This is a genomic window from Pseudomonas sp. Tof1 (assembly GCF_055390395.1).
The window spans coordinates 4,752,501-4,765,542 of the sequence record NZ_AP024344.1 but is presented as its reverse complement, the minus strand read 5'-3'; the positions used below and the strand labels follow the sequence as shown (position 1 = coordinate 4,765,542).

Sequence of the window (13,042 nt, the reverse complement as noted above, 5' to 3'; positions counted from 1 at the left end):
CAACCTGGCCCAACGACCACCCGACGCCGGCCCTTTCTGCCTCTCTGGAGCCTTGCATGAAAAAGACCCTGGCCGTATTGGCCGCCCTGATGTCCCTGGCTGCACACGCCAATGAAAAACTGACCGTCGGCGCCACACCGGTGCCCCACGCCGAGATTCTCGAATTCGTCAAGCCGACCCTGGCCAGGGAAGGCGTCGACCTGGATATCAAGATCTTCAACGATTTCATCCAGCCCAACCAGCAACTGGCGCTGAAGAACCTGGACGCCAACTACTATCAGTACCGGCCGTTCCTCGATGACTACAACAAGACCCGCCACACCAATCTGGTGCCGGTGGTCGGCGTGCATATCGAGCCGTTCGGCGCCTACTCGACAAAGATCAAGAGTCTGTCCGAACTCAAGGATGGCGCTTCGGTGTCGATTCCCAATGACCCGGTGAATACCGGTCGGGCCCTGGTGCTGCTGCACGAGGCCGGGCTGATCAAGCTAAAGGACCCGAGCAATACCCAGTCGACCCCGCGCGACATTGCCGAGAACCCGAAACACCTGAAGATTCGTGAACTGGAGGGAGCGATGCTGGCGCGTTCGGTTAGCCAGGTGGACCTGGCATTCGTGTTCGCCAACTATGCGCTGGAAGCAGGGATCGACACCAACAGTGCGCTGATCGTCGAGAAGGGCAAGGATCTGTACGTCGAGTTCCTGGTGGCGCGGCCGGACAACTTCAATGACCCGGGCATCCAGAAACTGGCCAAGGCGCTGAACTCCGATGAGGTGCGGCAGTTCATCCTGACCCGCTACAAGGGGCAGATCGCGCCGGGCTTCTAGCCCCGGCTTCTACAGGGCGATCAGCTTTCCGGCTCCAGCAGGTGGGGGCCGGGGCCCTGGTCGCCCAGCACGTCGCCCTGGTTGCGCAACGGGCAGGTCTCCATCGACAGGCAGCCGCAGCCGATGCAGCCGTTGAGCTTGTCCCGCAGCCGGGTCAGGCGGGCGATGCGCTCGTCCAGTTCGTCCTTCCAGCGTTCCGACATCCGCGCCCAGTCCGCCGCTGTAGGCGTGCGGCCTTCGGGCAACGCTTGCAGGGCCTGGTGGATCTCCGCCAGCGGAATCCCCAGGTTCTGCGCGACCTTGATCAGCGACACCCGACGCAGCACGTCGCGGGCATAGCGGCGCTGGTTGCCGGCATTGCGGCTGCTCCGGATCAGCCCCTTGGATTCGTAGAAGTGTAGGGCCGTGACCGATACGCCGCTGCGTGCGGCGACCTGGCCGACCGTGAGTGCCTTGTCGGTGGGCAGGGCCTTGTGTAATGCCATGGAAGAAATCCCTTGACCTCTAGTTAACTTGAGGTTTTACCCTGCATCACCTCGGATCTCAAGATCCTGTGCGACTTTCCGGGGAGTTTTCCATGCCAGCGACAGAGCAAAACCGCAGCTTCACCCAACTGATCCAGTTCGAGATCGAACCCCACCAACAGGATGCCCTGGTCTGTGCCCTGGAGCGGCAGACCGAGCGCCTGGCCCAGGATTTCGCCGGCTTCATCAGCGGTAATGTGCAGGTCAGCGACGATGGTCGGCGCGTATTGAATGTGCTGCAGTGGCGATCGAAACAGGCCGGCGAGGCGGCGTTCGCCCGCTTCGAGAGTGGCGAGGAGGATTTCTGGCTGCTGATTCGCCAGCACCGGGCCAGGGCGGTGAGCTTCGGTTCGTTCCAGGTGCTGCGCAGCATCGAGCGCAGCCACGATAACGCGCTGCATTGTGCCCTGGTTGGCTAGGCTATGTACGAAATCGCTTGAAACTTGGTTATGCGGCGTTAAAAACCGGCTCGGAATGCTCATTGACAACCAGTCAAGTCGGGCGCGACCCCGGGCGTTCCTCGCCGGTTTTTGCCTTGCCTAACCTGCGTTTCAAACAATTTCGTACACAGCCTAATGGCGGTGCCAGACGCCTAGATCGATAGCTGCAGCATGCGGTCGCCCTGGACGTTCTCGCCGGGGCGGCGCTTGTTCACCGCCAGTTCGCCGATCCTGATCAGCCGGGTGCGGGTCACGTTGCGGCTCAGGCCCAGCAGGTTGGCGGTGTGCACCTGGTTGTAGTGGCTGAAGCGGTAGGCCGCGCGCAGCAGAGCATCCTCGACCTTTTCGTGGAGGGCGCCGGCCTGTTCCTCGAAGAGTTTCTGGAAGGCGCGCTCGAGCAGGGCTTCGGCCGAGTCGTCGGTGCCTGCGGCGTGGTCGTCCTGGCGCTCGATGCGCATGTTCGACAGGCGCAGGTCGTCGCGTTCGATCACGCCGTTACGGCAGATCAGCAGGGTGTGGTGGATGACGTTTTCCAGTTCGCGGATGTTGCCCGGCCAGCTGTAGCTCTTGAGCTTCTGCTCGGCCGCCGGGCTGATACGGATGTCGCCGTAGCCCAGACGCTGGCAGTAGGCATCGATGAAGTGCCGGGTCAGCGGCAGGATATCGCCGGGCCGTTCGCGCAGCGGGCTGAGTTCGAGGTTGACGACATCGAGGCGGTAGTAGAGGTCCTCGCGGAAATGCCCGGCGTTGATCGCCTTTTCCAGCTGGACGTTGGTCGCCGCCAGCACCCGCACGTTGATCGGGATGCTTTTGCGCGAGCCCAGGCGCACCACTTCGCGTTCCTGCAGGACCCGCAGCAGCTTGACCTGGATCGGCATCGGCAGGTCGCCGATCTCGTCGAGAAACAGCGTGCCACCGTCTGCTTCCTCGAACCAGCCCGCCTTGGCGCTGAGGGCGCCGGTAAAGGCGCCTTTTTCATGGCCGAACAGTTCGGCCTCGACCAGCGACTCGGAAAACGCCCCGCAGTTGACCGCGATGAACGGCCGGTTGCGACGGGCGCTGAGGTTGTGGATATGCCGGGCCACCAGTTCCTTGCCGGTGCCGGTTTCGCCAATGATCAGCACGCTGGCCTCGCTGGGCGCGACCTGTTGCAGATGGGCGAGCAGGGCCTGGGACTTGGGGTCTTCGAAGACCTGGGCGGTGGCGCGGATCGAGGTTGCCAGAGCCGGCGAGGGCGGTAGGGTTAGCAGCTGCATGGGCGTCTCTACGAGTAGAAGGTGGGGATGGGAAGTGTCTGGTTCAGGGCCCAGTCGCCCAGTTCCTGGAGCTTGTAGTCCAGCGGGTCGTGCAGGGTCTGGGTACGCAGGTTGCGCCAGTGGCGGTCCAGCCGCAGAGAGGCGTGGGTGGAGCGTGCACCGGTGACTTCAAACAGCCTGCTGCACAGTTCCAGACCCTGGCGGCTGGCGGCAACCTTGGCCGTGGCGATGGCGGTCGCCAGTTCGCCACGTTCCTCGGCACTGAGCTGCGGGCCCTTTTCCCAGGCCCGGTCGAGCCCTTCGGCGGCACGTTCGACCAGCAGCCGTACACCTTCGAGCGCAACCCAGAAGTCGCCGTAGTGGCTGAGGATGTACGGGTCCTGGCGGATGTCCCCGGCCCCGGACTTGAACCACGGCCGGGTCTCGGTGAGGGTGTATTGCCGGGCTTCGGCGAAGGCGCCTTCGGCAATGCCGAGGAACATGTGGGTGAAGGTCAGTTGCGCGATCAGCGGCCGCAGGCAGGCGAAGGGCGTGCTCAGCGGGCCGGGTTCGAGCAGCAGTTCCGACTCTTCGACCCGCACCCGTTCGAAACTGGCGCTGCCGCTGTCGGTCTGGCGCTGGCCCATGTTGTGCCAGTCGTTGTGCAGGGTGATGCCGGAGCGGCCGCTGGGGATCGCGGCGATCAGCAGTTTGCCGCCGGCGCTTTCGTCGACGGCCGAGGCGATCAGCATTTCCGAGTCGCTGGCACCGGAGCAGAAGCTCTTCTTGCCGGAGAATTCGCGCCAGCCGCCGAGCTTGCGGACCACGGTGCGTGTGTCCAGCGGATTGAGGGCGTTGCCCCAGAACCAGTTCTTGCGGGCGGTCTGCTCGAACCACGGCTGCCATTGCTCGGGGCGCGAGAACAGCCGCACGGTGGCGAGCATCAGATGATGGAAACCGAAAACATGGGCGATGGAACTGTCGACCTTGGCGAATTCGCGCACCACATTGAGGGTTTCGCTCCAACTGGCGCCGAGGCCGCCGTATTGGGTGGGAATGCTCAGGGCCAGCAGGCCGCTGTTGCGCAGGGCGTCGCGCTGGGCTTTCGGCGTGCCGCCGCGCTCGTCGCGTTCGACGGCGGTTTCGGCAAACTCGGCGGCCAGCAGGCGGGCGGTCTGCAGGGGATCGGGAAGGAGGTTGTGTGGTTGAGCCGTCACGCGGTGTTCCTCTGTATAAGGCGGTGTCGAGGCTGTTGAGGGAGCGGCAGCGACCCTGTGGGAGCGGGCTTGCCCGCGAAGCCTTTGGCAGCCTCGAGGCCCAATTCGCGGGTACGCCCGCGCCCATGGATCACTGCCTTGCAGCCGTTGCCCCTCGTCAGGGCGATAGTCCCTTCTCCCGGCTGTCAGGCCCCGGCCTTGGCCGGCAACACATCGTTGGCGATCATTTCGCCGAAGGGGCCGGTCAGGTTGGTCACGCCACGGCCGGCCAGGCTGGCATAGGGCTCGGGCAGCAGCGGGAAAACCAGTTCGGCGAAGCGGTAGGCTTCCTCCAGGTGCGGGTAGCCGGAGAAGATGAAGCTCTCGATCCCCAGGTCCGCGTATTCCCTGATGCGCTCGGCCACCTGTTGCGCGTTGCCTACCAGTGCGGTACCGGCGCCACCGCGGACCAGGCCGACGCCGGCCCACAGGTTCGGCGAAATCTCCAGGTTGTCGCGGCGCCCGCCGTGCAGGGCGGCCATGCGCCGCTGGCCTTCGGAGTCGAAGCGGGCGAAGGATTGCTGCGCCGCGGCGATGGTCTCGTCGCTGATGTGTTCGATCAGCCGGTCGGCGGCTTTCCAGGCTTCTTCGGCGGTTTCGCGGACGATCACGTGCAGGCGGATGCCGAAGCGCACGGTGCGGCCCTTGCGTGCGGCACGCTCGCGGATGTCGGCCAGCTTGGCGGCCACGGCGGCCGGTGGTTCGCCCCAGGTCAGGTAGACGTCGACCTGGTCGGCGGCGAGATCGTGGGCCGCGTCCGAGGAGCCGCCGAAATACAGCGGTGGATAGGGCTTCTGCACCGGTGGGTAAAGTGCCTTGGCGTTCTGCACCTTCAGGTGCTTGCCTTCGAAGTCCACGGCTTCGCCCTGCAACACCCGCCGCCAGATTTTCAGGAATTCGTCGGTGACCTCGTAGCGTTCGCCGTGGCTGAGGAAACTGCCGTCGCCGCGGTTTTCGTCGGGGTCGCCACCGGTCACCACGTTGATCAGCAGGCGGCCGTTGGACAGCCGGTCGAGGGTCGCGGCCATGCGCGCCGAGACGGTCGGCGAGATGATGCCCGGGCGGATCGCCACCAGGTAGCGCAGGCGTTCCGTCAGTGGCACCAGCGCCGAGGCGATGACCCAGGAGTCTTCGCAGGAGCGGCCGGTGGGAATCAGCACGCCGTGGTAGCCGAGGCTGTCGGCGGCCTGGGCCACCTGTTTCAGGTAGTTGAGGGTGACCGGACGGGCGCCCTGGGTGGTGCCCAGGTAGTGACCGTCGCCGTGAGTGGGGAGAAACCAGAAGACATCCATGGCAAGTCCTTAAGCGGTTTTCAGCAGCTGCTTGGAATGGGCGCCGAACAACGGGACGGCGCGTTCTGCGGCAAGGCGGATGCGGGCCTTCAGGGGCTCGCTGGTTATCTGGTAGTTGGCGAAATCGGCTTCGCTGGCATAAACCCCGATGGGCAGGGTCAGGGCCTGGAAGAAGCTGAACAGCGGGCGCAACTGGTGATCGAGCACCAGGGCGTGGCGTTCGCTGCCGCCGGTGGCAGCCAGCAGCACCGGGGTGTCGATCAGGGCGTTGAGGTCCACCAGGTCGAACAGGTGCTTGAGCAGGCCCGGATAGGAACCGCGATAGACCGGCGAGGCGACGATCAGCAGGTCGGCGTTTTCGATGGCCTGCAACTGGGCTTCGACTTCGGCGCTCAGTTCGGCGCGCGACAGGGCCGAACCGAGGGGGCGGGCGATGTCGGTGAGTTCGATCAGGCGGCTTTCGATGTTCAGGTGTCGGGCCAGTTCGGCCAGCAGCGCCTGGGTCAGCACCAGGGTGCGCGAGGGACGATAGGGGCCGCCGGAGAGGGCAACGACTTTCAGTGTACGAGACATGGTCAGTTCCTTTTCAAACAGTTGCTTGGCGAGCAGGTTCGGTGCCCGGGCTTTTGGTGAGAGGGCTTGAGCAAGACCTGTACCAAGCGCCCGAGCCCCGAATCCACGGGCTTGCACCTCGTCCGGCGATGGGCCGGGTGCTGGCTGGCGGGCTGTTTTGTTGATCGACTGTTGGCTGGCGAACAGTTGCCCAGGCAACATCGATCAAGCGCTTGGAGCCGTTGTACGGGTTTCTGATATTCCGTAAATGAACGTATTTCCATATTTATAGTTCTTTATGGAATATAGGTGGTTTCGGTGGCAAGGGGGTGCGATCGATAGCGACTATCGAGAGCGGTGATTTCTGCTGCCGGGGGTGCCCCGGTAGCCTGTGTCCATCCACTCAAATCGGGCATTCGGGAGTCACCTCATGAAACACACACCTGCGGTTCTGCTGCTTCTGTTGCTGTCGGTCCTGGCCGGTTGCGCCAGCCATCCGTCCCCTGAACTGCGGCCCTATACCGCCGAGGAAACCGGGAACTGGCGATGGAGGCGTTGAACCGTCGCGGGCTGTCCTTCGAGGAATACCAGCGCAAGAAAGCCGAGCTGCTGGGCCAGCCACAGCAGGTCTATGGTTTTGATGAGAAGGCCGAGATCAGTGCCGATCGCGGCAGTAACAGACAGGTCAACAGGGGATGAAGGTAAAAACTGTACGGGTCGAAGTTTTCGTCAGCTGTGCCTGAGCTTCTCCGGGTCGCTGGGATAGGGTGAGCGCCTCACTGATACGCTTGCCGGATGCCCGCCATGACCCTTTCGCTCGACCTCCTGCTGGGTTTTGCCCTGTTCGCCCTGGTGACTTCCGTGACGCCCGGTCCCAACAACACCCTGTTGCTGGCCTCCGGGGTGAACTTCGGTTTCAACCGCTCCATTCCCCATATCCTGGGCATCTCCAGCGGTTTCTTCGTGCTGGTTCTGGCCGTGGGGCTCGGCCTGGGGGCGGTGTTCGAGGCCTATCCGGCGCTCTATTCCGCCTTGCGCTACATCGGCGGTGCCTACCTGTTGTATCTCGCCTGGAAAATCGCCGGCTCGGGGCCGGTCTCCGAAACCGACCAGGGACAGGGCAGGCCGTTCGGCTTCTGGAATGCCGCGGCGTTCCAGTGGGTCAACCCCAAGGCCTGGGTGATGGCAATCGGTGCGATCAGCACCTACACGCCGCTGCAGGGCTATTTCAGCAACGTGCTGGTGATCGCCGCCGTGTTCGCCTTGATCAATGCCCCAGCGTCAGCCTCTGGGCCGCCTGCGGCAGTCTGCTGCGCAATGTGCTGCGCGAGCCCCGCTGGTTGCGGCTGTTCAACGTGGCCATGGCGCTGTTGCTGGTGATTTCCCTGTACCCGCTGGCGCATGAGAGTGTGCAGCAACTGTTGCACTGAGCCTTCGATGGAGCAGGGGCGACTGGTGCTCGCAACACCTTTCCCGGCCCTGTAAGCTGGATTCCAGGAGCGTTCCTACGCACTTTGCATGAAAGTCATCTTTCCTTGATCGTTTTCCATCGGGTACAGCTGTTCGTTCAACTCTCGGTTGACTGCAGTGAGAGATCGATCCGCGGGACACGCTTTGTGAGTCTTTTGCCATGAATCAACTTCCCTTGTATTTCGACTACGCCGCCACGACACCGGTGGACGAGCGGGTCATTCAGGTCATGGTCGAGTGTCTGGGCTTTTCCGGCAACTTCGGCAACCCGGCCTCCAGCTCCCACGCCTTTGGCCAGCGCGCCCGGCAGACGGTCGAGCAGGCCCGGCAACAGGTGGCGACCCTGGTGGGCGCCAGCGCCGAGCAGATCGTCTGGACCTCCGGTGCCACCGAATCGAACAACCTGGCCCTCAAGGGTGTTGCCCAGGCCCGTGGCGCGAGCGGCGGGCACCTGGTCACCAGCCGGATCGAACACAAGGCGGTCCTCGACACCGCCCGCCAACTGGAGGAAAGCGGGGTCGAGGTGACCTGGCTGGAGCCGGACGCCGAAGGGCTGATCACCGCGCAGAGGGTCGCCGAAGCGCTGCGCGAGGACACCTTCCTGGTGTCGCTGATGCTGGTGAACAACGAACTGGGTACGCTCAACGACATCCGCGCCATCGGTCAGCGGGTTCGCGAACAGGGAGCGCTGTTCCATGTGGACGCCGCCCAGGGCGCCGGCAAGGTGGCCATCGACCTGGGCGAGTTGCCGGTGGACCTGATGTCGTTCTCGGCGCACAAGCTGTACGGACCCAAGGGCATCGGCGCGTTGTATGTCGGGGCGCGCGCCCGGCAGCGCCTGCATGCGCAGATCCATGGTGGCGGCCATGAAGGTGGCCTGCGCTCGGGACCCTGGCGACCCACCAGATCGCCGGCATGGGCAGCGCCTTTGCGCTGGCGACCGAGGCCTTCGAAGAAGAGGCGGCGCTGATCCGTGCGCTGCGCCAGCGTCTGCTGGACCAGTTGGCGGATATCCCGGGCCTGCGCCTGAACGGCAGTGCGCAGCAGCGTATTCCCCATACCCTGAGCCTGACCTTCGCCAAGGGTCGGTTCAATGGCGCGCAACTGAGCCAGTCGCTGGCCTATTCGGCCACCTCGGCGTGCAATTCGGCGAGCAATGCGCCGTCCCACGTGTTGCTGGCGCTGGGTCACGATGCCGATTCCGCGGCGCGTACCATCCGGCTCAGCCTCGGACGTTTCACCACCGAGCGGGACATCGACCGGGCAGCCGCAGCAATCAAGGCCTGCGCCGGTGCCGCGGTGCCATTTTGGGCAGTTGCCCCGTCGTGACGGCTGATCCATCATCAGCGCCGCACAACAATCAAACCCGTGAGTAGCAGGAGACATGATGAGCACGCAGACCTCGAGTCAGGGAACCGTACCCCAGCGCCTGGCGCACACCCGCGAGCTGATGAAGCGCGAGGGTATCCACGCCTTGCTGGTGCCATCGGCCGATCCGCACCTGTCGGAGTACCTGCCGGCCTACTGGCAGGGCCGGCAGTGGTTGTCGGGCTTTCATGGCTCGGTCGGTACCCTGATCGTCACGGCGGAGTTTGCCGGAGTCTGGGCTGACAGCCGCTACTGGGAGCAGGCGACCAAGGAACTGGGCGGCAGCGGTATCGAGCTGGTCAAGCTGCAGCCGGGGCAACCCGGGCCGCTGGAGTGGCTGGCCGAGCAGACGCCGGCCGGCGGCGTGGTCGCGGTGGACGGCGCGGTGATGGCGCTGGCTTCGGCGCGTACCCTGGGAGAGAAGCTGCAAGCCCGTGGTGCGCGCCTGCGTACCGACATCGATCTGCTGCAACAGGTCTGGGAAGACCGTCCGGTGCTGCCGAGCCAGCCGGTCTACGAGCACCTGCCGCCGCAGGCGACGGTCAGCCGTGGCGAGAAACTGGCGCAACTGCGCGAAGAACTGAAGAGTCGCGGCGCCGACTGGCATTTCATCGCGACCCTGGACGACATCGCCTGGCTGTTCAACCTGCGTGGTGCCGATGTGTCGTTCAACCCGGTGTTCGTCTCCTTCGCCCTGGTCAACCAGCAGCAGGCCACGCTGTTCGTGGCGCTGGACAAGGTCAGCGCCGAGCTGGTGCAGATCCTCAAGCGCGATGGCGTGAGCCTGCGTGACTATGCCGAAATTGCCGCGGCCCTGGCGGCCGTGCCGGCCGGTTCGAGCCTGCTGGTCGATCCTGCCCGGGTCACCAGTGGCCTGCTGGACAACCTGGGCGCCGAAGTAAGTCTGGTGGAAGGGTTGAACCCGACCACCCTGGCCAAGTCGCGCAAGAGCCTGGAGGACGCGGTGCATATCCGCCAGGCGATGGAGCAGGATGGCGCGGCCCTGTGCGAGTTCTTCGCCTGGCTGGAAACCGCGCTGGGTCGCGAGCGGATCACCGAACTGACCATCGACGAGAAGCTGACGGCTGCCCGGGCCCGTCGTCCTGGTTATGTGTCCCTGAGCTTCAGCACCATCGCCGCCTTCAATGCCAATGGCGCGATGCCGCACTACCATGCGACCGAGCAGGAGCATGCAGTGATCGAAGGCGACGGCCTGTTGCTGATCGACTCCGGTGGCCAGTACCTGGGCGGCACCACCGACATCACCCGGATGGTCCCGGTGGGCACGCCGAGCGCCGAGCAGAAAGCTGACTGCACGCGAGTGCTCAAGGGTGTGATCGCCTTGTCCCGGGCACGTTTCCCCCGCGGCATTCTTTCGCCGTTGCTCGATGCCATCGCCCGCGCGCCGATCTGGGCGGACAACGTCAACTACGGGCATGGCACCGGCCATGGCGTGGGTTACTTCCTCAATGTTCACGAGGGGCCGCAGGTGATCGCCTACCAGGCGGTGGCGGCGCCACAGACGGCGATGCAGCCGGGGATGATCACCTCGATCGAACCGGGCACCTATCGCCCGGGCCGTTGGGGGGTGCGTATCGAGAACCTGGCGATGAACCGTGAGGCAGGCGAGAGCGAGTTCGGCGAGTTCCTGCGCTTCGAAACCCTGACCCTGTGTCCGATCGATACCCGTTGCCTGGAGCCGGCGTTGCTGACGCAGGAGGAGCGCGACTGGTTCAACGGCTACCATGCCGAGGTGCGTGAGCGGCTGAGTCCGCTGCTCAGCGGTGCGGCGCTGGAGTGGTTGAATACCCGTACTGCGGCAATCTGATCTTCAGGGCCCTTTCGCGGGCCAGCCCGCCCCTGCAGGGGAACAGCGCTATACGCAGAATCAGCATGCGATACGTTCCTGTAGGAGCCGGGCTTGCCGGCGAAAACGATCTGGCAGGTGGCATCTGTGCTGCCTGACACTCCTGCCGGTCAGGCCAACGCTTCCCGGACGAATTCCAGACGGTCCTGCCCGAAAAACAACTGTTCGCCGACAAACATGCTCGGCGCACCGAACACCCCGCGCTGCAGGGCCTGCTCGGTCTTCTCCTTCAGTACGGCCTTGACCTGCTCATCCTGGGTCAGCGCAATGATCGGTTGCGGGTCGAAGGCATTCTCGACCAGCACCTGCGCAACCGTAGCCGGATCATTCATGTTGCGCCCATCGACCCACAGTGCGCGATACAACGCATCGACGAATTCGACGAAACGCTGGGGCTGGTGCAATTGTACGCCGGTGGTCGCACGCATCAGCAGCAATGTATTGACCGGGAAGTGCGGGTTGAAGCGAAAGGGGACGCCGTAGCGTTGGGCGTAGCGGGCCAGGTCCTGGATCATGTAGCGCCCCTTGGCCGGAATCTCGGCGGGCGAGGCATTGCCCGTGGCCTTGAACACGCCGCCCAGCAGCATCGGCTGGTAGACCAGTCGGGCGTCGGCCTGGGCACAGATTCCGGGCAGTTGGGTGTAGGCCAGATAGGAGGCAGGGCTGCCCAGATCGAAATAGAACTCGACGTTTTTTTTCATGGATGAAGCATCCTTGTTGTTGTCGTGGGGATGAGCTTACCAGCGTTCGTTCCAGGGCCGCAGGTCGAGTTCGAAGGTCCAGGCGTCCCGCGGCTGGTTGTGCAGGTACCAGTAGTTCTCGGCGATATGGGCCGGGTCGAGGATGCCATCCTGGTCCTTGAGGGCGTACTTTTCCGGAAAGCTGGTGCGGATGAAGTCGGTGTCGATGGCGCCATCGACCACCACATGGGCGACATGGATGTTCAGTGGCCCCAGTTCCCGCGCCATGCTCTGGGCCAGGGCGCGGATCCCGTGCTTGGCGCCGGCGAATGCGGCGAACCCGGCGGCTCCGCGCAGCCCGGCGGTGGCACCGGTGAACAGGATGGTGCCGCGCTGGCGGGTGACCATGCGTCTGGCGACCTCGCGGGCATTGAGGAAGCCGGAGAAGCAGGCCATTTCCCATATCTTGAAATACTTGCGGGCGGTTTCCTCAAGGATGCTGCATGGCACGTTGGCGCCGATATTGAAGACGAAGGCTTCGATCGGACCGATCTGGTTTTCGATCTGCTCGATCAAGGCAACCACCTCTTCTTCCTTGCGTGCATCACAGGCAAAACCATGTGCCTCGCCACCGGCCTGACGGATGCCTTCGACCAGAGGTTGCAGCTTGTCGGCGCTGCGCCGTGTCACGCAGGCGACCAGGCCTTCGGCGGCGAAGCGTCGGGCTATGGCTCCGCCAGTGGCGTCGCCGGCACCGACGACCAATACGACTTTCTTGTGGTTGTTTGCAGTAGTCATGGTCAGCATCGCTCTTTTAGTAAACTATCGTTAACTAAACGAACGTTATGCTACGATTCGACCAGCGTCAAGGTCGTGAACAGGAACAGCACCATGCGTTACTCGCTCAGTCACAAGCAGGAAACCCGCGAGCGTCTGCTGGAAAGCAGTGCGGCTTCGGCGAAAAAATCAGGCTTTGCCACCATCGGGGTGGATGGCCTGATGAAAGCCATCGGTCTTAGCGGTGGGGCGTTTTATGGGCATTTTTCGTCGAAGGACGAGTTGTTCGGGGCGATTGTCGAACGGGAGTTGAGCCGCAGCGTGGCGCGCTTGGGTGGAGAAGGGGAGCCGGATCCTGCTCAGTTGGAACGATGCCTGAGGTTGTACCTGAGCATGAGCCATGTCGAACAGGCGCAGAGTGGCTGTGCGTTGCCGGCGTTGGGTGCGGAGATTGCCCGGGCCGACGTGGCTGTGCGTGAGCGGGCCGAGGCCTGGATGTGTCGGCTGCAACAGCGCTGGGCGCAGGCGCTGGGCAGCGAGAGTCAGGCCTGGTCGATCCTGTCCCAGTGCGTGGGGGCGCTGGTGGTGGCGCGCATGATGTCGACGCCGGAGCTTCAGCAGCAGGTGCTGAAGTCGAGTCGCGACGAAATCGGTCGCCAGATCGGTCAGCCGTCCGCGTAGTGGCGGCTTTGGCCTACTTGCAGATGATGATCATGCTGCGACTGGTATAACCGGCCGGGTTCAGGCCGAAAGG

General features: G+C 64.1%; 12 protein-coding genes and 3 pseudogenes (1 of these 15 running past the window's edge). 7 read left to right on the top strand and 8 right to left on the bottom strand.

Features of this window, described 5'->3' with window-relative positions:
- Window positions 1-56: 56 nt before the first annotated feature.
- Window positions 57-827 (top strand): MetQ/NlpA family ABC transporter substrate-binding protein, encoded by a 771-nt coding sequence (locus ACZ5KU_RS21450; RefSeq protein WP_464736236.1) that lies wholly within the window; start codon window positions 57-59, stop codon window positions 825-827.
- Between the two features lie 20 nt (window positions 828-847).
- Here the strand turns inward: ACZ5KU_RS21450 and soxR are convergent, their stop codons facing one another.
- The gene (gene soxR / locus ACZ5KU_RS21445) at window positions 848-1,312 is read right to left on the bottom strand and encodes a redox-sensitive transcriptional activator SoxR (RefSeq protein WP_054064819.1); all 465 of its coding nucleotides are present in this window, start codon (window positions 1,310-1,312) and stop codon (window positions 848-850) included.
- 92 nt (window positions 1,313-1,404) lie between these two features.
- Here soxR and ACZ5KU_RS21440 point away from each other — a divergent pair, with 92 nt between their 5' ends.
- Window positions 1,405-1,770 (top strand): antibiotic biosynthesis monooxygenase, encoded by a 366-nt coding sequence (locus tag ACZ5KU_RS21440; protein ID WP_054059911.1) that lies wholly within the window; start codon window positions 1,405-1,407, stop codon window positions 1,768-1,770.
- A gap of 173 nt (window positions 1,771-1,943) precedes the next feature.
- Here ACZ5KU_RS21440 and ACZ5KU_RS21435 read toward each other — a convergent pair whose 3' ends face one another.
- The 4 genes from ACZ5KU_RS21435 to msuE all read right to left on the bottom strand — a co-directional run bounded on the left by ACZ5KU_RS21435 (window position 1,944) and on the right by msuE (window position 6,147).
- Window positions 1,944-3,047 carry a sigma-54 interaction domain-containing protein gene (locus tag ACZ5KU_RS21435; protein ID WP_054059910.1) on the bottom strand — a complete coding sequence of 368 codons (1,104 nt, stop codon included), beginning with the start codon at window positions 3,045-3,047 and terminating at the stop codon, window positions 1,944-1,946.
- A gap of 8 nt (window positions 3,048-3,055) precedes the next feature.
- On the bottom strand, window positions 3,056-4,243 hold the full coding sequence (locus ACZ5KU_RS21430) for an acyl-CoA dehydrogenase family protein (protein ID WP_464736235.1): 1,188 nt from the start codon (window positions 4,241-4,243) through the stop codon (window positions 3,056-3,058).
- Window positions 4,244-4,428: 185 nt separating this feature from the next.
- Window positions 4,429-5,574, bottom strand: coding sequence for an FMNH2-dependent alkanesulfonate monooxygenase (gene ssuD, locus ACZ5KU_RS21425; protein WP_416769761.1), 1,146 nt, complete (start codon window positions 5,572-5,574; stop codon window positions 4,429-4,431).
- A gap of 9 nt (window positions 5,575-5,583) precedes the next feature.
- Window positions 5,584-6,147, bottom strand: coding sequence for an FMN reductase (gene msuE / locus ACZ5KU_RS21420; RefSeq protein WP_054056394.1), 564 nt, complete (start codon window positions 6,145-6,147; stop codon window positions 5,584-5,586).
- 409 nt (window positions 6,148-6,556) lie between these two features.
- Here msuE and ACZ5KU_RS21415 point away from each other — a divergent pair.
- From ACZ5KU_RS21415 to ACZ5KU_RS21400, 4 genes and pseudogenes are all read left to right on the top strand, one after another.
- Window positions 6,557-6,825, top strand: a pseudogene (locus tag ACZ5KU_RS21415) (hypothetical protein).
- A 105-nt stretch (window positions 6,826-6,930) separates the two neighbouring features.
- Window positions 6,931-7,556 (top strand): annotated as a pseudogene (locus tag ACZ5KU_RS21410) (LysE family translocator).
- Between the two features lie 200 nt (window positions 7,557-7,756).
- Window positions 7,757-8,925, top strand: a pseudogene (locus ACZ5KU_RS21405) (aminotransferase class V-fold PLP-dependent enzyme).
- Between the two features lie 58 nt (window positions 8,926-8,983).
- On the top strand, window positions 8,984-10,792 hold the full coding sequence (locus ACZ5KU_RS21400; protein ID WP_054056390.1) for an aminopeptidase P family protein: 1,809 nt from the start codon (window positions 8,984-8,986) through the stop codon (window positions 10,790-10,792).
- Between the two features lie 149 nt (window positions 10,793-10,941).
- Here ACZ5KU_RS21400 and ACZ5KU_RS21395 read toward each other — a convergent pair whose 3' ends face one another.
- Both ACZ5KU_RS21395 and ACZ5KU_RS21390 read right to left on the bottom strand, forming a co-directional pair.
- The gene (locus ACZ5KU_RS21395) at window positions 10,942-11,532 is read right to left on the bottom strand and encodes a 2-hydroxychromene-2-carboxylate isomerase (RefSeq protein WP_054056389.1); all 591 of its coding nucleotides are present in this window, start codon (window positions 11,530-11,532) and stop codon (window positions 10,942-10,944) included.
- 36 nt (window positions 11,533-11,568) lie between these two features.
- Complete coding sequence (locus ACZ5KU_RS21390; RefSeq protein ID WP_054056395.1) at window positions 11,569-12,309, bottom strand: SDR family oxidoreductase; 741 nt, start codon at window positions 12,307-12,309, stop codon at window positions 11,569-11,571.
- 93 nt (window positions 12,310-12,402) lie between these two features.
- Between ACZ5KU_RS21390 and ACZ5KU_RS21385 the strand changes: the two genes are divergently transcribed.
- Window positions 12,403-12,969 (top strand): TetR/AcrR family transcriptional regulator, encoded by a 567-nt coding sequence (locus ACZ5KU_RS21385; RefSeq protein WP_054056388.1) that lies wholly within the window; start codon window positions 12,403-12,405, stop codon window positions 12,967-12,969.
- A 13-nt stretch (window positions 12,970-12,982) separates the two neighbouring features.
- Here the strand turns inward: ACZ5KU_RS21385 and ACZ5KU_RS21380 are convergent, their stop codons facing one another.
- Window positions 12,983-13,042 carry the 3' end of a hypothetical protein gene (locus ACZ5KU_RS21380; RefSeq protein WP_054056387.1) on the bottom strand. Its footprint extends 219 nt past the window's final position, so 60 of the gene's 279 nt are visible here — the last part of the coding sequence; the start codon falls outside the window, past its right edge; the stop codon is at window positions 12,983-12,985.